Source organism: Lacipirellula limnantheis (genome assembly GCF_007746075.1).
Lineage (GTDB): Bacteria > Planctomycetota > Planctomycetia > Pirellulales > Lacipirellulaceae > Lacipirellula > Lacipirellula limnantheis.
The window spans coordinates 2,317,112-2,340,335 of sequence record NZ_CP036339.1; the positions used below are offsets into that span (position 1 = coordinate 2,317,112).

Here is a 23,224-nt window from a genome sequence, read left to right on the forward strand (position 1 = left end):
CCATGAGGGGGTCAGCTTCACTGCGGCGTCGTTGCAGCTGCGCCGGTCGACGAGGATTCCACCAAGCGGCGCGTCGTCTCGTGGCGGTATTCGAACATCCGCTCGAGTTTGCGCCGCACGAATGCGTCGCCGAGGTAGCGGCCGATGAGGCCCAGCGGCAGTGCGTACGCGACTTCGTCGCGGAGGAGCGTCCCTCCTGCGCCATCGTCGAGCATGTGGTGGCGATGGAGCCAATAGGCGAACGGGCCCGAGGCCTGACGGTCGGCGAAAAGGTGGGGCGGGTCGTACTCGGTGTGGACGGCGACCCACTCGACGGGTAGGGGGCCGACCTTGCCGCGAAGGACGACGCGGCTGCCGACGGCGAGCGAGCCGGGGGACTCGGCGACGCGCATCGCTTCCCACGGCGGAATGAGTTGCGTCAGGGCGGCGGGACTTTCGTGGAAAGCAAAGACTGCGGCCGGCGGCGCGTTGATGCGCGATTCCTTGACGAAGCGGAGCTGCGCGGCAGTAGGGGGTGCCGCACGCGCTGCTGCTGATCGCCGACGATGGTACTGTGCGGCGTCGAGGAGGATGAGCGTGAACGGGATCCACCACAGGAGATCGTTGCTAAGAATGGTCACGCCGAAACGTGGCGGCAGCGTCCCTTGCCAGAGTGCGGCGGCGAATCCGAGCGGGCCGAAGATCTTGCCGAGGAGGCCGACGAGGACGATGGGCCAGTGGGTGCGAGGGTCGGCGGCGGCGATGAGGTAACCGATGCCGTAGACGCCGACGATCATGCCGACGCATTGCCAGATTTGGGGATAGTTGGGGTGCGCGATGCCGGCGAAATCGAACAGCAGGTTGGGAAACGCGATGACGATGGCGCCCCAGAGGAGATTGTAAAGCCCGGCGGCCAGCAGCCAGAGAACGGCCCAACGCGGAGCGAGTGAAGGGTCGGCGGCGTTGGCGGGGGTGGTCATGCGATATTGCGGAGGATGGAGCGAAGAGTGACGAAGTGAGTTGCCGACGCTGCTTCCGGATCGTTGCAAGGCAGGTTAGCGTGCGCGCAGCGTCGCTAGTCCGCCGTCGACGCCGAGGGTCTGGCCCGTGACCCAACTCTGCTCGGGGCTGAGCAGCCATTCTATCGCGGAGGCGATCTCGGCGGGATTGCCAATGCGCCCCAGGGGGTGCATGGCGGCGGAAGCTTTCAGGGAGGCTTCGTTGCCGGTGAGGCGAGCGGTCAGCGGCGTGGCGACGAGGCCGGGGGCGACGCAGTTGACCCGGATGCCGCGCGCGGCGTAGGTGGCGGCGGCCGAGAGGGTGAGTCCGATAACGCCTGCCTTGGCGGCGGCGATAGCTTCGTGGTTAGCAAGGCCGACGCTGGCGGCGGCGGAGGAGACGAGGACGATCGAGCCGCCCGTTTTGAACATCGCCTTGGCGCCGGCGCGGACGGCGGCGAAGGCCGTGGTCAGATTCGCGGCGACCGTATCGTGCCACTCGGCATCGGTCGTGTTGTGGGCGGGCTTGAGCAGCAGCGAGCCGACGCAGTTGGCGACGCCGTCGAGGCGACCAAAAGTTTCGATGCCGAGGTTCACGCAGGCGTCGACTTGGGCGAAGTTCGCGGCGTCGAGGGGTGCGGCGACGGCGCCGAGTTCCGCAGCGAGTTGGCGGAGCCGGTCGCTATCCCGGGCAGCGAGCACTAGCTTAGCACCCTGAGCGGCGAGGCGGCGCGCCAATGCGGAGCCAATGCCGCCGGAGGCGCCGAGGATCACATAGGTCCGGGGTGGGGCGTCAACAGCAGCCATCGGCGCCGGTCCTGTGCTTGTTGGGTCGCGTGTGCGGCTGCCGTCTGCGGCTCACGAGCATGAATTCTGAACCGTCAGGCCCCAGACGGTGAGGATTGTCGCCGCTGCAGCTACGACCATGACTTCGCTGCGGCGCTAACTTCAGATTCAAGGGCCCAAGGCGAGCCGACGGCGCCGCATCGCCAGCAGACCGCCGGCGAATACGGCAAGGAAGATTCCCGACGGCTCCGGCGTGGTCGCGGTGGCCGAAGCAAGAGGAGGCCAGACGCCTCCCTGATTGAACCGCCAGGCGAGCAGGTCTAGGGCGTCGACGCGGCCGTCGCGATTGGCATCGCCCACGGCAGAGCCGCCCAGCGGCGCGGCGAACGCCTGTTGCCACAGAATGAAGTCGGCGCCGTCGACGGCCAGGTCGCCGTTGAAGTCGCCCAGAAACGACGTCGGCGTCCGGCGATCGACGAGGAGCTCGACTTGCCGGGCGCCGGGAACGGCGAACGTGCGGCTGCCGGCGACGAGTTCGACGGCGGCGATCTCCGTCCAAGGAGAATTCGTTGCGGAGCCGAGGCGGGCGACGATGCGATAGCGCCCTGCCGCCGGGACGTCGACCGTCCACTGTTCAGGGGCGACGAGACTCTGGGCGCCGACGAGCGGGGCCGTTCGCCAATCGGCAGGGAACATGGGATTCTGGGCCTGACCTTGGCCGGCCACATCGTAGAACGCAGTCAGTTGCGATCCGTAGAGATCGCGGACGCCGGCGCTGTACCAGAGATTGTGCCCGGCGGCGCCTTCGGTCCGCGCGCGCTCGATCATTTGTTGGAGGTCGGCGTAGGGCGTGGCGGAAGCCGCCGGGTTGATCCGCAGTCCCATGATGAGCTTGTCGAGATCGTCGGGCCTGAACGGATTGACCTGGGCATTGACGATCGAATTGAACGACGAAATGTTGTCGCGATACATCTGGATGGCGAATTCGTCGAACAGATTCTGTGATTCCCACAGCGGCCAATTGGCGTTGTATTGCGCGGTTGAAAAGCTCGTGATCGACGGGCTGATGGAGACCTTCAACTCGGGCCGCGCGGCCTTCACTGCCGTGTAGAGCTGCGCGGCGAACGCCGTGACTTGCTGTTGCCGCCATGCGCTGAATTGGGTGTTCGTCGGCGACGTCGGGGCGGCGTTGCCGGTCTGCGACGTGTACAGACCGATGGTGGTGGCGTCGAAGCCGAAGTTCACGGGCCACGCCATGTGATCGTCGAACTGGATGCCGTCGAAATCGTAGCGATTCACGGCTTCGAGGGTCATGTCAATGACGAACTGGCGCACCTCGGGGACGGCGACGTTCATGAACGCGAACCCGCCGTTTGTCGCGTCGGCATACTGACCGGCTTGGTTCTGCAGCAGCCAGCCGCGGTTCTTCATGTAGGTCGACAGCGGGTTGCTGGGATTGCCCCCGGCGCCGACATATTCGGTCATGGCGCCATATTCAAACCAACCGTAGTAGCTCATGCCGTTGCGATGCGCCTGGATCAGCGTCTCTTGGACGAGATCGCGCGAAGTTCCGATCGTCGGATTGCGATCGGTCGTGCCGATCGTCGATTTCAGGACGCTCGACGGAAAGTTCGTGTAGCCGTTCTTCCACGTCTCGACGTAGACGGCGTTCAAACCGATGTTGCGCAGATCGCGCATCACGGCGGCGGTGTTGGCGCCGGTGCGGATGTGATCTTCGTTGGTCGTGGTGAGCCACGTGCCGCGCACCTCGGGGGCTGAGGCCTGCAGAGACGGCGATTCCCAAGTAACCAGCAGCAGCGGGACAACGAGCGACAGCCGACACGAGAGCGATCGCATTGAAGCTGTCCTGGCGAGCATGGGGCCGTGCGAGCGAGGCGAGATTGATGAGTCCCGGCGATTCTTCGCGAGGAGGGCGAAGACTGTCATTGCGTCCGGTCCTTTGATCATGTCAAGAAGTTACGAACCCGCCTAGCGCCCGGCGACGCCCTTTGCGCAGGTGCTGGAATAGCATGCGCAACCTGTCGAACTCGTTGCCGATCGCCGGTCGGGGCAACATGGTTGTCGCGTTTTCGGTTGCCGGGGGGCGGCGAGGCGCCTCCTGCTGGACGTTCCCGTGGAGCTCCAGCGAGAGTGATCATGACCGACGCGACCATCTCGACTACCATGACGTTTGACGAACAATACGAGGCAGTTTGTCGTCGTGACCCGGCGTATGTCGGGATCTTTTTGACGGCCGTCAAAACGACCGGCATTTTCTGTCGGCCAACGTGCACGGCGCGGACGCCGAAGCGGGAGAACGTCGAGTTCTTTGCGACGGCGCAGGAGTCAATGCAGCATGGCTATCGACCCTGCAAGGTCTGCAAGCCAATGGAGCCGCCGAGCGATACGCCGGGATTTATCCAGGCGCTGATCGAGGAGCTGCACGCGGATCCCGCGCTGCGTTTTCGAGCCGGCGATCTGCGATCGCGCGGGATTGAGCCGGCCGCCGTGCGGCGTTGGTTTTTGAAGCATCACCGGATGACGTTCAACGCCTACCAGCGGATGTTGCGGCTGAATCGGGCCTACCGCGAGTTGGCGGCCGGCGGTTCGGTGGCGGCGACCGCGTTTGGCTCGGGCTACGAATCGCTCAGCGGCTTCGGCGCCGGTTTCCGTCAGGCGTTCGGCGCCGCACCGTCGCGAGCCGGCGACGCGCATGTCATTCACCTGCAGCGGTTCTCGACGCCCATCGGACCGATGGTCGCGTGCGCGACCGACGCGGGAATCTGCCTGTGCGAGTTCACCGATCGGCGGATGCTAGAGGCGGAGTTTGCTGACTTGCTCCGGAGGCTCAGCGCCGTGATTCTGCCAGCGCACGACAACGCGCACTTAACGGAGTTGGAAAGAGAGCTCGGTGAATACTTTGCCGGGCTGCGCACGTCGTTCGATGTTTCGCTGCACACGCCGACGACGCCGTTTCGCCAGCGGGTGTGGGACGAACTGCGGTTGATCCCCTACGCCGAGACGAGGAGTTATGCCGAGCAGGCAGAGCGTATTGGCAAGCCGACGGCAGTGCGGGCCGTGGCTGCGGCCAATGGGCAGAATCGAGTGGCGATCGTGATTCCGTGCCACCGCGTCGTTGGGGCGGATGGAAGTCTGACCGGCTACGCCGGCGGGCTAGCGCGAAAGCAATGGCTGTTGGATCACGAACGGCGGCATCTGGCGAACGGCAAGCCGCCAAGCACGCCGTCCGCAGCAACGAAATGCGGAGCACGTTAATCCAGGACGAGCGAGGCAACAACACGCGCCGTCGTGGTTTGCCGTCGAGTCAGGCGCGTCCGGGTCGATCAGTGTTATGAATTTGCGAGTTTGGAAAGCCGGAGGCGGGTGATTTGGAGTTGTTCGTTGGCGGCTGTCGTGAGTTCTTGTGCACGGCTGTTGCCGATGCGGGACTTGAGGAGGGCCAGCATCTCGTCGGCGCGTTTGCCGGTGGCGAAGACGATGAAGATGAAGCCGAAGCGGGCCGAATAGGCGCGATTGAGTTCGGCTAGTTCAACCAGCGTCGCTTCGCTGGCGGCATCGACTCCGGCCTGTTCGTTGGCCGCGAGTTGTTTGGTCGCGGCATATCGGTGACGAAGGCTGTCGACGTCGCCGATGAGGGGGTGGGCGGCGAAGGCTTCCAGCCAGTCGGGTTCGGCGAGCGTCGCGGCAACCTGATCGCACGCGGCAAACAGTGCCTCGTCGCTGGCAAAGGGCCGCGCGGCGAGCATCCCTTCGACCCACTTCTCGGCGGCGCAGCAATTCGTAAGCGCCGTGCGCGCGTCGTCAGCATTGAGGCCGTTAAGTGTGGAGGCGATGAATGTCATTTAACATGGAAAGACATTAAACACAGAGAGCACAGAGGACGCAGAGAAGAAAAGATCGGTTGGCGGCGAGCGACTGGTCGACTTCCTCTGTGATCTCTGTGTCCACTGTGTTGAAGCCTTCGGCTCGCACTTCGCGGGATGAAACTGTTCTTAGGGATTTCGGCGAAGGAGTTCGCCGATCGGTCCGGCGGGGAACTTGCCGTCTTCGTAGGCGAGTTGCCCGCGGACGTAGGTTCGCTGCACGCGGCCGCGAAGGCGTTCGCCTTCGTACGGAGTGAGTTTGTGGCGGTGTTGGAGTTGCTCGCCGACGACGGTCCACTCTTCTTCATGGTTCCAAATGCAGAGGTCGGCGTCGCAGCCGACGGCAATGCGGCCTTTGCGATCGGCGAGGCCGACAAGACGCGCCGGGTTGGCGGAAAGCCACTCGGCGACGCGCGTGAAGGGGGCGATCTGCGTCCGGAGGCCGCGCCAGACGATCGGCAGCGTTAGTTCGACCGAGCTGATGCCGCCCCACGATGATTGCCAGTCGCCGCTGGCGAGATGCTTCATGTCGGGAGGACAGGGGGAGTGGTCGGAGCCGATCGTGTCGATCACTCCGGCGATCAGCGCTTCCCACAGCCGTGCGCGATCTTCCTTGCGACGAATCGGCGGGGCGCATTTAAACCGCGGATCGGCCCCTTCCAGTCGTTCGGCGTAGAAGTGGAGATAGTGGGGGCAGGTTTCCACCGTGAGCGGCAGGCCGTCTTGCTTGGCCCAGAAGAAGTGACTCGTCAGCGGGCCGCTCGCGAGGTGGACGACGTGGATTGGCGCCAGGTATTCAGCGCAAAGCGCGCGCAGCAAATTGATCGCGTTGCGTTCAAAAGACTCTGGGCGCGAGGCGAGCCAATCGGCGTAGTTGCGAATCTCAACGGCGGTCGCATGCTCATCGGTAAGTTCGGCGTGGACGAGCAGCGGCACGCGACGTCTGGCGAGGAGCGGCAATATCTGGCGAAACTCGCGCTCGCCGGTGGCGGGGAACTCGTCGAGGCCCGAGTCGCACATGAACGCCTTGACGCCGCAGACGCCGGCGTCGAGGAGGGGTTCGACGTCGGCGAGATTGTCGGGAACCAACCCGGCGTGGAAGGCCACGTCTACCCAGCACTGGCCTGCCGCGGCGGCGCGCTTCTCTTCGAGCGCCGCAACGGTCGTCGTCACCGGCGAGCTGTTGAGCGGCATGTCGACTAGCGTCGTGACGCCGCCGGCGGCTGCGGCGCGGGTCGCGCTGGCGAACCCTTCCCAGTCGGTGCGGCCTGGCTCGTTGATATGGACGTGGGCGTCGACCAGCCCCGGCGAGATGACGAGGTCGTCGAAGTCTTCGACGGGGACTTCGGAGGGAACGTGGTCACGGTTGACGATCGCTTCGATGCGGCCGCCGTTGATGATGACGGCTGCGGCGCGCGTTCCCTCCGGCGTCACGACGCGGCGACTGGCGACGGCGAAGCGTGGAGGGGAATTCATGCGGCGCCCTTTTTTTAGCCCCGGGCTCCGCCCGGGGGTAGCACAACGCGGGATGACGCCTGCCGGCGTGGTGACCGACCCCCTGGCGGAGCCAGGGGCTAGGAGTCGGCTAACCGTGGTCGTGGGCGTGTGCCTCCTCAGGGCGTTCGCGGCAGACGCTGGCGGTGATGTTGCCGTGCGGTTCGTCGGTCGGCAGGAACAGGACGTTGGGGTTGTCGAGATCGAAGGGCGACAGGTTGATCAGGTGGCGGTGGAGGTTCGGCATCGCCAGATTGATTTCCTCGACGGCCGGCTCGGCGTCGAGGACGGCGGCCGCCATCTCGAACAGCGTCGCCTGCACCGACGGGCTGAAGCGGGCGGCGAACTCGCGGATGAGGATCGCGCGGATTCGGTCGCGAATGCCGCGCCAATCGTCGGGCGTGTCGTTGTAGACCCACTTCGCCGTGAGCGTCGTGGCGAAGATGCGATCATCGGTTTCAGGAAGCGTTGTGTATTCGTCCTTGAGAAATTTGGAGAAGCCGGAATCGGTCGTCTTCAGCAGCGTCAACCCTTCGAGGCCGCACTCGATGGCGCCCTCGGGATCTTCGCCATCTTTGGTCGGCGCCGTGATGACGGCGTGGCACGTTTGCCGTTCGGTGGAACTGCCGCTGAAGGCGTGGGGATGGGGCTCGCCGTCGATCACAAGCCGCTGCCAAGGAGTTTGCGTGATCTTGATCGCGGCGTGCGATACATGGTCGAAATTTTCGACGAAGTGACTGCCGAGGGTCCACGCAAACGTTTCCAGCTCACAGGGATCAAGCTCGCGGGCGAATGCGTAGACGGTATTCTTCATCGTGTCGGTCGGCAGGACGAGGGAGTTGTCGCCTTGCGTATACGCGGCGTCAAAATCGCCGTCGAGTTCGACGTCGACGGAGAGCTCCGTGTACTGGTGAACGTCCGCGTCGCGATCGACCTTGGCGATGCGAACGCGGGATTTGCCGTAGCTTTGGGTCCAGAGTTGGTGTGGCATTGTCTTTTGGCTGTGGTGACTTGTTTTATGTCTCACGCCTTCGCGTGAGATCCGTCTTTGAAGAACTATTCAGCAAGCTGATAAAGGGTACGAGCGAGGACTTCGATGCCGGCGCGGATGGCTTCGGGGGACGAATACTCTTCAGGGCGGTGGCTCATCCCGTCGCGGCAGGGGATGAAGATCATCGCGATCGGGCAGACCAACGACATGAACAGCGAGTCGTGGTAGGCGCGGCTGACCATGCGCTGGTGCGTCAGCTTCGCGTCGGCGCACGATTTTTCGATGGCGGCGACGATCGTGGGATCGCTCGTCGCCGGCGGGTCGGCGTTGATCATTTCGATTGTCGTCGGCACGCCCAGTTCGTCGCCGAAAGTTTGCGCCTGTCGCTTGATCCGTTCGAGAACGCGATCGCGGCGGGGGCCGTCGATGTCGCGGACATCGATTTCGAGCTGCACGTCGCGCGGGATGCTGTTGACCGCGCGGGGATGAACGTCGAGGACGCCGACAGTGCCGACCGTGTCGGGGCTCCCAGAGTCGCGAGCGGCGGCGTCGACTTCGAGGGCGAGCCGCGATCCAGCAATCAGCGGGTCGCGGCGATCGGCCATCATCACGCCGCCGGCGTGGCCGCCGGGGCCGGTGTAACGAACGCGAAGCGCGGCGGGAGCGGCAATGGCCGTGACGGCGCCGATGGCCAACCCGGCGCGTTCGAGCAGCGGGCCTTGTTCGATGTGAAGCTCAACGAACGCCGCATAGTGGCCAGGCTGCAACTTCACGTCGGCGAGCAAGCCCTTGAAGCCGGCGTTTTGTCGCACGGCGTCGAGTCGCTGACCGTCGGCGTCGGTGAGCGTGGCGGCAGCGTCGGGCGCCAATTGACCGCTGAGCAGGCGGCTTCCCAAGCAGCCATAGGCGAAGCGAGTTGGTTCCTCAGAGGTGAACATGATCAGTTCGATCGAACGCCGCGGTTTGACTCCTGCCTGTTGAAGCGTGCGGATCGCTTCAAGGCCGCCGAGGACGCCGACCGTGCCGTCGTACTTGCCGGAGTAGGGGATCGCGTCGGTGTGCGACCCGGTGGCCAGCGCGGGGAGCGACGGGTCGGCGCCTTCCCAGCGGGCGAGGATGTTGCCGATGGGGTCGACGCGAACTCGCAGCCCTGCTGCTTCGAAGAGCTCGATCAAATAACCGCGTGCGGCCAGATCGGTCGGCGTAAAGACGACGCGCTGCACGGCGGGCGCCGGCACGTCGGAGAACTGGGCGAGTCGATCGAGTTCGGCCGAGCAGCGATTGACGTCAACTTTTAGTTCCACGATCGGCTCGCCAGTCGCTAAAATCCCTCGTTTGTCGTGGGCGATTCTACTCGGAGCGGCGGAGAAATGCGATGAGCGTGACAATTCGGGCGGCGGACGTGGGCGACGTGCCGGTGCTGTTGAAGTTGGTCAAAGAACTGGCGGAGTACGAACGGCTGCCGCATACCGTCGTGGCGACTGAAGCTAGCTTGGCAGCGTCGCTGTTCGGCGAGCGCCCTGAGGCGGAGGCGCTGATCGCGGAGGCGGAGTCGGGGCCGGTGGGCTTGGCCGTGTTCTTCGCCAATTACTCGACGTTTCTTGGACGTTCGGGGATCTACTTGGAGGATCTTTACGTCCGCCCCGAGGTGCGCGGTCAGGGGATCGGCAAGCGGTTGCTGGCGGAAGTCGCGAAGCGCGCCGTCGCACGCGGCTGCCAGCGGCTGGAATGGGCGGTGCTCGATTGGAACGAACCGTCGATCCAGTTTTACCAGAGTCTGGGGGCAAAACCGCTGGATGAATGGACGACGTTTCGGATGACGGCGGAGGCGATTGCGAAGCTCGCGGAGGCGTAGCGTTCGGAGCGTCATGCTGAGCGGAGCGAAGAATCTGGAAGCTCCAGCGCGGGACTGGATCCTTCGCTTCGCGCTGGATGACATTGGCTGGACGCTACCAGGATGACAGTGGCTCGACGCTACGTCCGGTAGTCGGCATTCAGCCGTACGTATTCGGCCGTGAGGTCCGAAGTCCAGAAGCGCGCTGAGGCTTCGCCTTCTTCAAACAGCAGCACGATTCCCGTGTTGCGGTCGGCCTCCATCTCGCGCGACACGGCGTCGCCATCGAAAGGCACCGGCTGACCGCGCTCGTAGAGAAGCGAGCCGTTGAGGTGAAGGCAAACCTTGGAGGCGTCGAACTGCACGCCGGCGTAACCGGCGGCCGAGACGATGCGGCCCCAATTCGGATCGTTGCCGGCGATGGCCGTCTTCACCAGCGGGCTATCGGCAACCGTCTTGGCGATTTGGATGGCATCGTCGCGGCTGCGACAACCGTGGACTTCGACGGTGATCAGGTGCGAGGCCCCCTCGCCGTCGGCGGGGATCGACTGGGCGAGATCTTCGCAAACTTCCACCAGCGTTGCTTGGAACTTGGCAAGCGCGTCGCCCGTGAGCAGCGGTCCGCCGGCGGCGCCGTTGGCCAGCAGCAGCACGCTGTCGTTGGTGCTGGTGTGGCCCTCGACGCTGATGCAGTTGAACGATTCGTCGGCGGCGTCTTTTAGTCCTTCTTGCGCATCTTTCAGGCTGATTTTGGCGTCGGTCATGATCACCGCGAGCATGGTCGCGAGATTTGGGCCGATCATCGCGGCGCCTTTGGCGACGCCGCACACGGAGATCGTCTGGCCGTCGATCGTGACGGTGCGGCTGGAAATCTTCGGGCGCGTATCAGTGGTCATCATCCCCCGCGCTGCGGCGAGAAGCGCGTCTTCATCGGCGCCGAGGCGCGTCGCGACTTTCTCGATGCCGGGGATGATTTTCTCCATCGGCATCAGTTCGCCGATGACGCCGGTGGAGAGCACTAGCACGTCGGTCGGCGCGAGGTGGCAGACTTCGGCCACCTTCGCAGCCATCGCTCGGGCGTCACGATCGCCGAGGTCGCCGGTACAGGCGTTGGCGTTGCCGGAGTTAATGACCACGGCCTGCACGGTGTCGCTCGGCGTTCGCTCGCGGCAGAGCTTGACCGGCGCCGCGAAGACCAGATTCTGGGTGTAGACGCCCGAAGCGACGCAGGGGCGATCGGAGACGAGCAGCGACAGGTCAAGCCGCGACGTATTTTCCTTGACGCCGGAATAGATGCCGGCGGCTCGAAATCCCTGCGGAAGTTGCTCGGGCATGGGGTGACCCTAAGTTGCGTCGGCTCCCGACGGCCGCTTCACAGCGCCGTCGTTTCGTCGAAACCGTACATCAAGTTGAAGTTTTGCACCGCTGCCCCGGCGGCGCCCTTAATCAAGTTGTCGATCACGCTGATTGTCACCACGCGGCCGCGGACGACGCGCGCGGTGACGTCGCAGTAGTTTGTTCCGGTGACGTCCTTGGTCGTCGGCAAGCCGTCGACGACGCGGACGAATGGTTCGGTAGCGTAGAACTTTTTCAGCTCGGCCAGGATGGCGGCTGCGTCGATGGCTTTGGCGGGCATCGAGTAGGCGGTCGTCAAGATCCCGCGATCCATCGGGACCAGATGCGGCGTGAACACGACTTCCGTTGCCTTGCCGCCAAAGTCGCTCAGAACCTGGTCGATCTCCGGCGTGTGGCGATGCGAACCGACGCCGTAAGCGGAGAAGTTCTCGTTTGCTTCGGGGTAGTGAAGATTCGCCTTCGGCGTGCGACCGGCGCCGCTGACGCCGCTCTTGCTGTCGACGATGATGCCGTCGGCGGAGATCAGCCCCGCTTTCAAGAGTGGCGCGAGGGCCAGGATCGTCGACGTTGGGTAACAGCCAGGATTGGCGACTAACTGAGACTTGACGATCCGCTCGCGGTAGAGTTCCGGCAAGCCGTAGACCGTCTCGGCCATGCGCGCGGCGTCGGGGTGGTCATGGTCGTACCACTTCGTGTAGGTGGCGGCGTCGTTGAGGCGGTAGTCGGCGCTGAAGTCGACGACGCGCGGCCCGAGCGGAAGAAGTTCCTTGATCACCTCCGCGCTGGCGGCGTGCGGCAGACAGCAGAAGACGCAATCGGCCCGCTTGGCGACTTCAGCGGCGTCGAGATTTTCGAGCTTCAGGTCGAGCCGCCCCCGCAAGACGGGGTGGACGTCGCCGAGATTGGGCTGATCGTCTTGGCGCGTCGTGAGCGCGGTAATTTTTGCTTCAGGGTGGGCGAGCAGCAGCCGGATCAGCTCTTTGGCCGAGTAACCGGTAGCTCCAAGAATGGCGACGCGAACCATGGCAGAGACGCAGGCAGTGGGGGCGGCAACCTGACGAAACCGCGGAGAGCCTGAGTTGCCGGTGGGCGGCCGCTCGCCGTCGGGGATCTACGAATATACTTGCCGGCCGGGCAGGTCGCTACCGGCGGCGCTGCTTAAACGACACGGAGATGGGGAGTTCGGTTCAAGGTGGGAGCTGCGCCTCATTCAGCCCCCGGCTCCGCCGGGGGATAGCACGACGAGCGACGAAGCCTGCCGGCATAGTGACCGACCCCCCGGCGGAGCCGGGGGCTGAATGACGCGTCAGCGCCTCGCAATGAGCCGCTCTTGAATGACCGCAAGGATCTCTTGGGCGACCGATTCCTTCGATCCAGCGGCCGAGCGGAGGACGTTTCCCTGCGGATCGAGGATTTCGACCTCGTTCTCCAGCGAGTTCATCGCGGCGACGCCGTTGGAGACCATCAAGTCGCACCGCTTCCGTTCCAGTTTGGCGAGCGCACGCAGGCGGTGGTCGTCGGTCTCTAGGGCAAAGCCGACGACCCAGCGGGTTCCCTTTTCGGCTGCTAGCGTGGCGACGACGTCTTCAGTTTCCAAAAGACGGAGGAGGAGCGGATCGCCCGTCTTCGCGATTTTGTGATTCTCGACATGCTCAGGGCGGTAGTCGCAGGGGGCGGCGGCGCCGATGAGGCCATCGCAGCGGGCGAAGGCCGACCGGCTCGCGGCGAGCATCTCTTCGGTGGAGACGACCGGAATGACTTCCGCGGCGGCAGGGTAGGGGACTTCGACCGGACCGGAGATGATCGTCGCCTCGTGGCCGAGCTCAAATGCAGCCGCCGCGAGGGCCGCGCCCATGCGTCCGCTGGAGGCGTTGGTGAGGTACCGCACGGGGTCGAGGTACTGCCGCGTCGGCCCGGAGGTGATGAGGATGCGGGCCATGAAGAAGGAATGACGAATTACCGAAGGACGAATGACGAATGCGGAGAGCTCATACGTCTTTTTATTCGTCATTCGTCATTCAGTCATTCGTCATTTTCCCTTATCGAGCAGTGCACGAATCGCCGCCGCAATCTCCGCTGGTTCGGCCATGCGGCCGACGCCGCGTTCGCGGCAGCTTTGCCAGCCGTCGGCGGGGCCGACGAAGTGGTAGCCGTCTTGGCGCAGCTGGGCGACGTTCCGCTGGACGGCGGGCTTGGTCCACATTTCCTTATTCATCGCCGGCGCGAGCACGACCGGCCCGGTGAACGACAGCAGCAGCGTGCTGAGCAGATCGTCCGCCATGCCGTGGGCGGCCTTCGCGAGGAAGTTGGCCGTCGTCGGGGCGATGCAGAGGAGTTCGGCTTGCCGAGCGAGTTGAATGTGCGGACCCAACGGATGCTCGTCGCGCGGGAAGGAGCGCGTGGCCACCTGCCGTCCGGTCAGAGCGCGGAACGTGGCGGCGCCGACGAACTTCTCCGCGCAGCGGGTCATCACGACGGTGACGCCGACGCCTGATTGGACGAGGTCGCTCACGAGCGCCGCCGTCTTGTAGGCGGCAATCCCGCCGGTGACGCCTACCAAGATTTCGCGTGACGCGGACATTGCAGCTCGAATCTTGGCTAGCCGCGGGGCGGCGCACGTCATTCTGAGCCCTTCGCCCTATTCAGGGTGAACTTGCGAAGAATCTAGAAGCTCGATGGAGATACTAGACCCTTCGCTCCGCTCAGGATGACTTGCTTTTACAGCGACGAGAGATCGAACTCAGGCGGCCCGCCCAACGGGCGATGGTCGGCGGCCGTGACGACCTGATTCGACGCGTCGAGGAAGATCTTGTCTTGGAGGATTTCCTGGACGACGATCTCCATTTTGTCGTCGCTGCGGAAATCGACCAACGGCCGCGCGCCGGAGTTAATGGCGGCCAGCCGCTTCTGGATCAAGGTCGACAGCTTGAATCGGCCGCCGACTTTGTTAACGATCTCTTCTTCCTTCAGTGCGTCAATCATCTTTCTACGCCTCGGGTTCTAGACCCCGACTCCGCAAAATATCGCAAATCTGATCGACCGCCTGGTCGACCGTGTCATTCACTACTTGGTGGGCATACTGGCTGGAGAGCTGTAGTTCGTGCCGCGCCACCGCGAGCCGACGTTGCACCGCGTCCTCGCTTTCGGTGCCGCGTGAGCGCAACCGGCGTTCCAGTTCTTCGACCGAATCGGGACGGATGAAGATCGTCACCGCTTCGGGAAACTGGCGCAGAACTTCCCCGGCGCCATCGACGTCGATCTCTAAGATTACCCACTTTCCCTGGGAGAGACTAGACCTCACCTCGCTCCACAGGGTGCCGTACCAATGCCCGCGACCGAAAACTTCAATGCATTCGAGGAAGTCCCCTTCCTCGCGGCGACGGCGGAATTCGGCGTCGGTCAGGAAGTAGTAGTCGACTCCCTCGCGTTCGCCGGGGCGAGGCGGACGCGTCGTCGCTGAGACGCTGAGCCTGACGGATTGCCCCAGCTGCTTGAGGACTTGCCGCACCACCGTGCTCTTGCCGACGCCCGACGGGCCGGAAATGACGACGAGCTTTCCGGGCTTGGCGGCGATCATGACTTCGGGGGAGGCGTCAGGTTGCAGGCGACAGTCGGCAGGGAAAACGGGGGGATCAAGCAATGCTGCGGACTGCAGACTGTCGCCTGCGGCCTCGTTCTCACTCCACGTTCTGGATTTGCTCCCGGATTCGCTCCAAGGCGGTTTTGATTTCAACGACTTCATGCGAGATCTCGGCGTCGTTCGCTTTGGAGCCGATCGTGTTGGTTTCGCGGCCCATCTCCTGACAAATAAACTCTAGCTTGCGCCCGGCGCTTTCAGCGGCTTGGAGGGCCTGGGCGAATTGTGCGAGGTGGCTGCGCAGGCGGACGATTTCCTCAGAGATGTCGCTACGATCCGCAAAAACGCAGATTTCGCGGACCACGTCGATCGGCTCAATCGAGGCGTTGAACTTGGCCAGCACTTCGCCGACGCGATCTTGGAGACGTTGGCGATATCCTTCGACTACTTGCGGCGAACGCGTCGCGATGGCGTTGAGGCTCGATTCGACGGCGCTGCACTGCGCCGCCAGGTCTGCTGCAAGCGCCATGCCTTCCGCAGTTCGCATCGCCGTAAGCGCCTCGAGCGATGCACGCAGCGTCGGCTCGATCAGCGGCCAGACTTCTTCGGCTTCGCTGGCCTCGGAAGACAATTCTTCGATCACGCCCGGGAGGTTGGCGAGCGATTCCAAGCGAATGTCCTCGGCCAGCTGACGCTTGGCGGCCACCTTTTGCAACTGATCGACGTAATTCTCGAGAACGGCCACGTTGACGCGGTAGTCTTCCGCGTCGCTCATGTGGCGAATGCGAATGTTGACGTTCACCGTGCCGCGACGGACGTACTCGCGCACGACGGCCTCGATGCGCGAGTCGAGGGCCGCGTAACCGTCGGTGGTACGCAGGTTGAGCTTGAAGTGGCGATTGTTAATCGTGCGCACTTCGGCCGTGATCGCGTGGTCATCCCGCTCGTCGCGAGCGTCGCCGAATCCGGTCATGCTCAACAGCGGCACGGGCTTATTTCCATGGTGCGTTAAGTCGAAGAGTCGCCGGCCGCGCGACCGCGGGGTCGCGCGGCACAACTTGCTCAGTTACTTTCGGTCGCGGGGGTTTCCGCGGCGGGTGCGGCAGGCGTCTCGGTGGCCGGGGCGCTCGTCGCGGGCGATGCCGCCGGTTCCGCGGCAGGCGCCGTCGCGGCCGGTGCGGTGGTCGCCGACGGCGTTTCGGCCGGCTTGGCCGTATCGCCCGTAGCGGCCGCCGGGGAAGCGGCGTCGGCCGGCGCGGTTGCAGCTTCGGAGTCGCCCGCGGTCTTGGCGACGCCAGCATCCGCGCCCGTGTCAGCGGCGGCCCCGCCGACGGGGCCACGGACCTTCAGCCGGCTTTCTCCGGTCGTCCCAATGCGGGCGGCGGCGATGCAGAGGACAATCCAGATGGTGGCCGCGACGATGGTGATGCGCGTGAAGACGTCGCCTGCTTTGGCTCCGAACGCACTCGACCCGCCCATGCCGCCCAGCGCCCCCGCCAATCCGCCGCCGCGACCGCGCTGGACGAGGATCAGCAGGATGAGAAAGACCGCGACAATGCTCAGGAGGAATCCCAGCAGCGTCGGCACAATGGCGGCAACAATAGGAAGAGGCACGTCAGTCGCTCCGTCTGAAATCGCGGTCGAATTGATATTGTTTGCGGCACGGCGTTAATGCCTAACGCACGACCGCCTGCACTGGTTTCGCACAATTAGCCAGCCGCGGCGATGGCCAAAAAATCTTCGGCCTTCAAGCTGGCGCCGCCGATGAGGGCTCCGTCGACATTCGGCTGGCCGAGCAATTCAGCGGCATTGTCTGGTTTGACGCTGCCGCCGTACAGGATCCGCACTTGATCCGCCGTGGCAGCATTGTAACGCTCGGCGATCAGCTTGCGAAGATCGGCATGGACTTCCTCGGCCTGCTGCGGGGTGGCGACTTTTCCGGTCCCGATGGCCCAAACCGGCTCGTAGGCGATGACCGTGGCGGCCATCAACTCAGCCGAAACGCCGGCCAACGAGCCGTCGAACTGGGTGCGGATGACCTCGGCAGTCCTGCCGGCTTCACGCTCTTCGAGCAGTTCGCCGACGCAGACGATCGGAACCAGGCCGGCGGCGTGGGCGGCCAGCGTCTTCTTGTTCATGTCGGCGTCGGTTTCCTTGTAGATATGCCGACGCTCGCTGTGCCCGAGGATCACATGGGTCGCGCCGCAATCCTTGAGCATCGAGGCCGAGATCTCGCCGGTGAAGGCGCCGCTCTTCTCGTGGCTCATGTTCTGAGCCCCCAGCAGGGCGGCGCCGCCGTTGAGGACGGAGCCGACGGTCTTGAGATAGACAAACGGCGGGCAGACGAGCAAATCGATCTTGCCGTAGGACGGCGAGGCGTCGGAGATCGCGCGAGCAAGGGCGGTGGCCCCGGCGCCGTCGAGGTTCATTTTCCAGTTACCGGCAATCAACGGTTTACGCATCTAAGATTTCCTGTCTTGGATTTTTTTAATCTCTCGCAGAGGCGCAAAGGCGCAGAGGAATCGCAGAGAAGAGAGAATCTGAGCATTTCCGCTCTGGTGTTTTCTTTGCGTTTTCTCTGCGTCTTTGCGCCTCGGCGAGAGACTCATATTCAGTTAGCTCAACCGATCTGCTTGCCAACAGCAGCGGCGACTTTGCGGATTTGGTCCATCAGCTCGGCGTACTGTTGGGGGAGCAGTGCCTGGGGCCCGTCGGACATGGCTTCTTCGGGCTTGTCGTGGACTTCGATGTGCACGCCGTCCGCGCCGGCGGCGACGCCAGCGAGGGCGCAGGCGGGGATCAGCTCGGGGCGGCCGGTGGCATGGCTTGGATCGACGATGATCGGCAAGTGCGACAGCTTATGGATTTGCGGAACCAGGGCGACGTCGAACGTGTTCCGCGTTGCGGGGTCAAAGCCCTTGACGCCCCGCTCGCAGAGAACCACGTTGGAGTTGCCTTGCGCCATGATGTATTCGGCGCTCATCAAGAAGTCTTGCACCGTGGCGCTCATGCCGCGCTTCATCAACACTGGCTTGTTCGTGCGGCCGACCTCGGTGAGAAGGACGAAGTTTTGCATGTTGCGGGCGCCGAGCTGGATCATGTCGGCGTACTCGCAGACGAGGTCGACATGGCGCGGGTCAACGACTTCGGTCACGACGGGCATGCCGTGCCGGGCGCCGACGTCGCGGAGGATCTTCAGGCCCTCCTCGCCCAGTCCCTGGAAAGAGTAGGGGCTCGTGCGAGGTTTGAACGCCCCGCCCCGGAAGATATTCGCGCCGGCGGCGCGAACCGACTTGGCGATCGACTCCATCCGCTCCGGAGATTCGACGGCGCAGGGACCGGCAATCATCGCCAGGTGACCGCCGCCAATCTTGACCGGGCCGACCTCGATGATGGTAGGCTTCGGGTGAGCCTGCTTGCTCGCCAGCTTGTAAGCGGGCATCACCGGCAGCACTTCGGCCACGCCCGGAATGGCAGCCAGCGGGGCCGACTGCAATTTTGTTTCGTCGCCAATGACGCCGATGACGGTGCGGTAGGTGCCGCGGCTGATCGACGTCTGCAGGCCGAGTTGGGCGACCTTGTCGGCGACGTGCTTGATTTGCTCTTCAGTGACGGTTTCGTCGAGAATGATAATCATGGAACAGGCATGGTCTGACGTGGAGATGGGCCGCCATAGTAGCCGCCGGCAAGCCGGAGCCAAGCCCTCCAGCGTAACCTGCAGCGGTCGACTTCACTAGCCATGCTGCTGCGGGCTTGCGGCGGCGGGAAATGGCCCTGTGTGCCGTGGCCTAGGCGTCTTTCGCGGCGGCCGGCGCGGGGGACTCGGGGGCGGACCTCGCAGGTCGGCCGGAGGCTTGGCGCTTGGCGCGCTCGTAGGCGGCCTGCAGTCGTTTGAATTGTTCAACGTCGCCGCCGCGGTCGGGATGAGCCTGTTTGGCGAGCTCGCGGTAGGCTCGCTCGACGTCGTCGACGGTAGCCGTTAGAGGCAGGCCCAGCGCATTCATCGCGGGCGCCGTCCCGACTCCAGTCCGCAGCCGACCAAGCCACCCCGACTGGCCCCATTCGCTGTAGGCCCGGAGTTCGTCCCGAATTTCGAAGGCGTAGACCGCCGATCCGATGAACGCAGCGACAACGCCTAGCGTGACGACCAATTCAATAAAGTCGGCGAACGGAATGCCGAAGATTTCGATGTCGGCAGCTTCGGGGTTGCGCGTCGTCAACAGCGACGCGACCATCGCCGCTACTCCGAGCACCGGTCCGAAGAGAACAAACAGCAGCGCGGCCAACGGGCCAGAGCGACCTCGCGTGACCCCATAGCTGGCAATCAGTCCTAACGTAGCGCCCGCCAGCACAAAGTGCATGGGGGTCACCCAGGCGTCACCGGCGGTAGTGGCAGCGAAAGTCATGCTGGCGGTTGATCATACGGAGCTGTTTAGAAGTCCACAATCTTGACCGGACGGAACGCACTCACTGTGTGACTCCGTGCGACGCGCGGCGGCAGGTGTTGGCACCGTTATGTTTGCCGAGCTTGCGTGCGTTTGTAGTCGGTCAGGGCCGCTGGAGGCCACGACGCGCGAAGTGCATTGAGCACGGCGACGACGTCGATCAACTCTTGCAGCAGGGCGCCGGCGACCGGCGGCAGGTATCCGGCGGCGGCGGCGAGCATGGCCGCCACGCTGACGATCATGCCGCCGACGGCGCTCTGCAAGGCGATCGACCTCATGCGGGCCCCAATGTGAAAGAGTTCGTCGACGCGCGAGAGCTCATTGTCCATGATCACGGCGCCGGCGGCTTCGGCGGTCACATCGCTCGTCTGTCCGAACGCCACGCCAACGGTGGCAGCCGTCAGGGCTGGCGCGTCGTTGATGCCGTCACCCATAAAGATCGTGGGGGCGCGAGCCGTCTCGGCTCGAACCAGGGCCAGCTTTTGCTCGGGACTCTGACTGGCATAGACGTCGGAGATGCCAACCTTATCGGCAAGGTAACGGACCTCTTCTTCGCGATCCCCCGAGACGATCAACATGCGAGTGAAGGCATGCTGCGGCTTCAGGTGCTGGATGAATGAGCGGCCTTCGGAACGGGGTTCGTCGCGGAATCGCAGCGCCCCGGCATATTGAGAGTCAACCAGAATCACGCATTCGAGACCGCCGGAACTGCGCGGGACCTGCTCGGCCAACTCCGGCGATTGCGCAGCAAGTTTCTTGCGACTCGTGACCTGGACGGTCTTGCCGTCGACGATGCCGCGCAATCCCTCCCCAGGACGCTCGCTGACCTCCGCGGGGTCGATGAGCTCGACGTTCGCCGCCTCGGCAGCGCGCAAGATAGCGCCCGATAACGGATGACGCGAGTATCGCTCGAGACTGGCAACCGCACGGAGGAGAGCGTCGCTCGTGCGGTCTCCGGCCGGCAGAATCTCGGTGACCTGAGGTTCGCCATAGGTGAGCGTCCCCGTTTTGTCGAAGATGGCCGTGCGGCACCCGTCGAGTTTTTCCAGGATCGCCGGGTCTTTGATGACGATGCCGCGTCGAGCGGCCAGGGAAACCGAGCCGATGATGGCGACGGGGATGGCGATCAGCAGCGGGCAGGGGGTGGCGACGACGAGCACGGCGAGAAAACGGACGGCCTCGCCGCTGAGGGCCCAGGCGGCGATTGCGATGGCGAGCGCAACGGGCGTGTAGAACGCGCCAAGTTGATCGCCGAGCCGGCGCAATTGCGGACGGTGCTGCTCCGACTCGCGCATGACGTTCATGATCTTTGCGTAACGCGAATCAACGGCCCGCTTCTCGGCGCGGATCGTCAAGGCGCCTGCCCCGTTGACGGCCCCCGAGAGGACCGCCGAGCCGACGACTTTCGCGAGCAGGTAGGGTTCCCCCGTGAGATAGGCCTCGTTCATTTCGCTACGGCCCTCGACGACGACGCCGTCGACCGGACACGTTTCGTGCGGGAAGACGACGAGCAAATCGCCGACGCACGCCTGCTCGATGGCAAGTTCCTCGAGCTGCCCCTCACGGCGGCGGTGCACGACCGTGGGCATTCGCCGGGCCAGCGCTCCCAAGGCAGAACTGGCTTTGCGGACGGCGTAGGACTCCAGAGCCTGCCCGCCGGAGAGCATCAAGACGACCAGCACGCCGGCCAGATACTCTTTGAGCAGAATCGCCGTGACGATCGAGAAACCCGCGAGCAAATCGCTGCCGAACTTCAACCGGAATACGTCGCGCGCTAAACCAATGAGCAGCGGAACCGCACCGAAGGCCAGGGCGACGAGCAGCGGCCAGGTTGCCCAATCGAATCCGTGCCATTCTCCCGGCCAACGCGCGAGAAATCTCAGCGCCAAGTGGGCGGCGATCGCCGTCGCAGCGAGGATTGCAATCGCTACGTCCTGATTCAGCCAGCGCGGTCGAGCGTCGTGGAGGACCGGTGGCATGCAGCGTGCTCTAAGGGCAACTGTTTGAGAAGTGAGACCTCATCATATAACAGTTGCATCGGGGCGATAGCCGCCCAGGAGGCGAAGTCCGTCAGGCTGGCGCAGCGGTCACCGATGGATGCCGCCAGATCAACGGCTGGGAGACGGTGCGACGAGCGGCAGCGTGAAGAAGAACGTGGCCCCGCCCTCGTCATTCTGTTCAACCCAAAGTTTCCCGCCGTGGTTCTCGATGATCGACCGGCTGATCGATAATCCCAGACCAATGCCCTCGGGCTTGGTCGTGAAGAAAGGCTCAAAAAGCTGGTCAGTCGGCGTCGGCGATTCGATGCCCGATCCGCTGTCCGCAACGGATACTTGGATGGCTTGCGCGACGAGCTGCGTGCGGATGACGACGGCCGCGCTCGATTCCGCATCTTGCGTCGACTCGATGGCGTTGCGGATGAGATTAACTAGCACCTGCTCAATCTGGATGGGGTCGACGGAAACCTTCGGCAAGTTCGTGGCGAGATCAGCGAGCAGCGGCGTGTCGATATCGTGCTGCATGGCCGGATAGAGGCATGATTTGGTCAGAGCAATCACATCGCGCACGATCGAATTGGCGTCGACCAACGACGGACTGGAGACTCCCTTTCTCACGAAAGTCGTCAGGCGCTTGACGATTTCCCCCGCGCGCTCAGTTTGGCTTAATATCTTCTGGACTAACCGCATCACTTCGTTTGGCACGGGTGTCTTGGCGGTCTGTGGCCAGCGTTGGCACGCGCGAGCAAAATTGCTGGCCGCGGCGAGCGGTTGATTGATCTCGTGAGCCAGCCCCGAAATCATTTCGCCGAGCGTGCTCAAGCGGCTAACGTGAGCGATCTCGGCCAAGCGGCGACGCTCGCGTTCCTCCGCGGAGCGACGCTCGGTAATGTCGACGAAGGCGCCTACGGAACCTCGCGGGCGACCTTCGGCGTCGAGCAGGGGAGCGGCGTATTCGAGCAGTCGGACAATCCGTCCGTCTTCGTGGATCACGTCGATTTCCAGGTCGTGCACCAGTTTCCCCTCGCGGGCGGAGACTTGCATCGGCAAGCAGTCGTCGGGGATGCGCCTTCCCTGTAGATCGACGCAGACAAAGTTCGTTGGGCGATCGTCCCCGTCAGCCGTCTTGGAGGCGTTTTGCGACGGCTCAATGCCGAGCACCCGCGCGAACGCGCGATTAACGCGGATTCGCTTGCACTCGGCGTCCAGCGCGACGCCGATGCCGATGGGCAGCACGTCGAACAGGGTATCGAGCTCCGTGGACCGTTCGCGCAATTCTTCCTGCAATCGCGCAATTTCAGCTTCGAGTTCGCGGATTCTCACAGCGTCCGATCGTATCGATTGCAAGCGTGCGGACTCGCCGCCATTCGTTGCGAAATCGTTGTCGGAATTCAGAAGATCGATATTCAACGTTGGCTCGGCACTAGCGCAGGGCGACCATAAAATTGGCTAAGTAGTTAACTTAAATGGCCGATCAGAATGTACGCGGTTCATGGCGACGTGTGGGAAAGCTCGAACTGCCTTTTTGCGACTACGGCGCCCAAGTGCATTATGCGCGTTGTCGCAATAATCGACTTCACCTTGGTAAGTTGTAATTGCGTGGAAAAGCAAAAGTACTCCCCCTAGGAGGGGTTTTTAGCGAGAAACCGCCGCCCAGTAGGCCAAATTGGAAGGATGTTGGTTGATATTGCAACCTAGCGGCAATTGTTTTGTCGATAAAAACGACACTCGAGCGGATCGCGGCGAAAGCGGTTTCACCCGCTAGTCCTAATGTCTTAATAGTTTACGCAACACGACTCCCGCCGGATTCGGTTTTTGCCGGCCGGATAATCGGCGCCCCCAAAACCATTGCCCACGAATCGAATTCGTGGTGTGAGGCGTTC

Annotated in this window: 22 protein-coding genes; 2 read left to right on the forward strand and 20 right to left on the reverse strand. The window is 63.8% G+C overall.

Annotated elements, in window-relative coordinates; genetic code table 11:
- Positions 1-17: 17 nt before the first annotated feature.
- The 3 genes from I41_RS27675 to I41_RS09095 form a co-directional block, all read right to left on the reverse strand.
- Entirely contained in the window at positions 18-959 is a 942-nt protein-coding gene (locus tag I41_RS27675) for an SRPBCC family protein (RefSeq protein ID WP_210421138.1), read from the reverse strand.
- A gap of 75 nt (positions 960-1,034) precedes the next feature.
- Entirely contained in the window at positions 1,035-1,784 is a 750-nt protein-coding gene (locus I41_RS09090) for an SDR family NAD(P)-dependent oxidoreductase (RefSeq protein ID WP_145432246.1), read from the reverse strand.
- A gap of 147 nt (positions 1,785-1,931) precedes the next feature.
- Positions 1,932-3,620, reverse strand: coding sequence for a family 10 glycosylhydrolase (locus I41_RS09095; protein ID WP_168206782.1), 1,689 nt, complete (start codon positions 3,618-3,620; stop codon positions 1,932-1,934).
- Positions 3,621-3,920: 300 nt separating this feature from the next.
- On the opposite strand from I41_RS09095, the gene I41_RS09100 reads away from it, so the two are divergent.
- Positions 3,921-5,039 (forward strand): bifunctional transcriptional activator/DNA repair enzyme AdaA, encoded by a 1,119-nt coding sequence (locus tag I41_RS09100; protein ID WP_145432248.1) that lies wholly within the window; start codon positions 3,921-3,923, stop codon positions 5,037-5,039.
- 74 nt (positions 5,040-5,113) lie between these two features.
- Here I41_RS09100 and uraD read toward each other — a convergent pair whose 3' ends face one another.
- The 4 genes from uraD to I41_RS09120 form a co-directional block, all read right to left on the reverse strand.
- A complete protein-coding gene (gene uraD, locus I41_RS09105) occupies positions 5,114-5,626 on the reverse strand; it encodes a 2-oxo-4-hydroxy-4-carboxy-5-ureidoimidazoline decarboxylase (protein ID WP_145432249.1) in 513 nt (170 codons plus the stop codon).
- Positions 5,627-5,776: 150 nt separating this feature from the next.
- Positions 5,777-7,123, reverse strand: coding sequence for an allantoinase AllB (allB, locus tag I41_RS09110; protein WP_145432250.1), 1,347 nt, complete (start codon positions 7,121-7,123; stop codon positions 5,777-5,779).
- Between the two features lie 109 nt (positions 7,124-7,232).
- On the reverse strand, positions 7,233-8,132 hold the full coding sequence (gene pucL, locus I41_RS09115; protein ID WP_145432251.1) for a factor-independent urate hydroxylase: 900 nt from the start codon (positions 8,130-8,132) through the stop codon (positions 7,233-7,235).
- 65 nt (positions 8,133-8,197) lie between these two features.
- Positions 8,198-9,436: a M20 family metallo-hydrolase gene (locus I41_RS09120; protein WP_145432252.1), complete on the reverse strand. Its 1,239-nt coding sequence runs from the start codon at positions 9,434-9,436 to the stop codon at positions 8,198-8,200.
- Between the two features lie 71 nt (positions 9,437-9,507).
- Here I41_RS09120 and I41_RS09125 point away from each other — a divergent pair, with 71 nt between their 5' ends.
- Positions 9,508-9,987: a GNAT family N-acetyltransferase gene (locus I41_RS09125; RefSeq protein ID WP_145432253.1), complete on the forward strand. Its 480-nt coding sequence runs from the start codon at positions 9,508-9,510 to the stop codon at positions 9,985-9,987.
- A gap of 119 nt (positions 9,988-10,106) precedes the next feature.
- On the opposite strand, the gene argJ is transcribed toward I41_RS09125, so the two are convergent.
- From argJ to I41_RS09190, 13 genes are all read right to left on the reverse strand, one after another.
- Positions 10,107-11,300 (reverse strand): bifunctional glutamate N-acetyltransferase/amino-acid acetyltransferase ArgJ, encoded by a 1,194-nt coding sequence (gene argJ, locus I41_RS09130; protein ID WP_145432254.1) that lies wholly within the window; start codon positions 11,298-11,300, stop codon positions 10,107-10,109.
- Positions 11,301-11,338: 38 nt separating this feature from the next.
- Positions 11,339-12,346 (reverse strand): N-acetyl-gamma-glutamyl-phosphate reductase, encoded by a 1,008-nt coding sequence (gene argC / locus I41_RS09135; protein WP_145432255.1) that lies wholly within the window; start codon positions 12,344-12,346, stop codon positions 11,339-11,341.
- Between the two features lie 282 nt (positions 12,347-12,628).
- Positions 12,629-13,261, reverse strand: coding sequence for a phosphopantothenoylcysteine decarboxylase domain-containing protein (locus tag I41_RS09140; protein WP_145436300.1), 633 nt, complete (start codon positions 13,259-13,261; stop codon positions 12,629-12,631).
- 90 nt (positions 13,262-13,351) lie between these two features.
- Positions 13,352-13,903, reverse strand: a complete 552-nt coding sequence (locus I41_RS09145; RefSeq protein WP_145432256.1) for a flavoprotein — start codon at positions 13,901-13,903, stop codon at positions 13,352-13,354.
- A 137-nt stretch (positions 13,904-14,040) separates the two neighbouring features.
- Positions 14,041-14,304, reverse strand: coding sequence for a DNA-directed RNA polymerase subunit omega (locus I41_RS09150; protein WP_145432257.1), 264 nt, complete (start codon positions 14,302-14,304; stop codon positions 14,041-14,043).
- Between the two features lie 4 nt (positions 14,305-14,308).
- Entirely contained in the window at positions 14,309-14,899 is a 591-nt protein-coding gene (gene gmk, locus I41_RS09155; protein WP_145432258.1) for a guanylate kinase, read from the reverse strand.
- 100 nt (positions 14,900-14,999) lie between these two features.
- Positions 15,000-15,887: a YicC/YloC family endoribonuclease gene (locus I41_RS09160; protein ID WP_246133842.1), complete on the reverse strand. Its 888-nt coding sequence runs from the start codon at positions 15,885-15,887 to the stop codon at positions 15,000-15,002.
- A 74-nt stretch (positions 15,888-15,961) separates the two neighbouring features.
- A complete protein-coding gene (gene secG / locus I41_RS27680; protein ID WP_246133843.1) occupies positions 15,962-16,513 on the reverse strand; it encodes a preprotein translocase subunit SecG in 552 nt (183 codons plus the stop codon).
- 95 nt (positions 16,514-16,608) lie between these two features.
- On the reverse strand, positions 16,609-17,361 hold the full coding sequence (gene tpiA, locus I41_RS09170; protein WP_145432259.1) for a triose-phosphate isomerase: 753 nt from the start codon (positions 17,359-17,361) through the stop codon (positions 16,609-16,611).
- Positions 17,362-17,519: 158 nt separating this feature from the next.
- Positions 17,520-18,536, reverse strand: a complete 1,017-nt coding sequence (gene aroF / locus I41_RS09175) for a 3-deoxy-7-phosphoheptulonate synthase (protein ID WP_145432260.1) — start codon at positions 18,534-18,536, stop codon at positions 17,520-17,522.
- Between the two features lie 151 nt (positions 18,537-18,687).
- Positions 18,688-19,305, reverse strand: coding sequence for a J domain-containing protein (locus I41_RS09180; RefSeq protein WP_145432261.1), 618 nt, complete (start codon positions 19,303-19,305; stop codon positions 18,688-18,690).
- A gap of 107 nt (positions 19,306-19,412) precedes the next feature.
- The gene (locus I41_RS09185) at positions 19,413-21,323 is read right to left on the reverse strand and encodes a heavy metal translocating P-type ATPase (RefSeq protein ID WP_145432262.1); all 1,911 of its coding nucleotides are present in this window, start codon (positions 21,321-21,323) and stop codon (positions 19,413-19,415) included.
- Between the two features lie 129 nt (positions 21,324-21,452).
- Positions 21,453-22,664, reverse strand: a complete 1,212-nt coding sequence (locus tag I41_RS09190) for a sensor histidine kinase (RefSeq protein ID WP_145432263.1) — start codon at positions 22,662-22,664, stop codon at positions 21,453-21,455.
- Positions 22,665-23,224 lie beyond the last annotated feature (560 nt).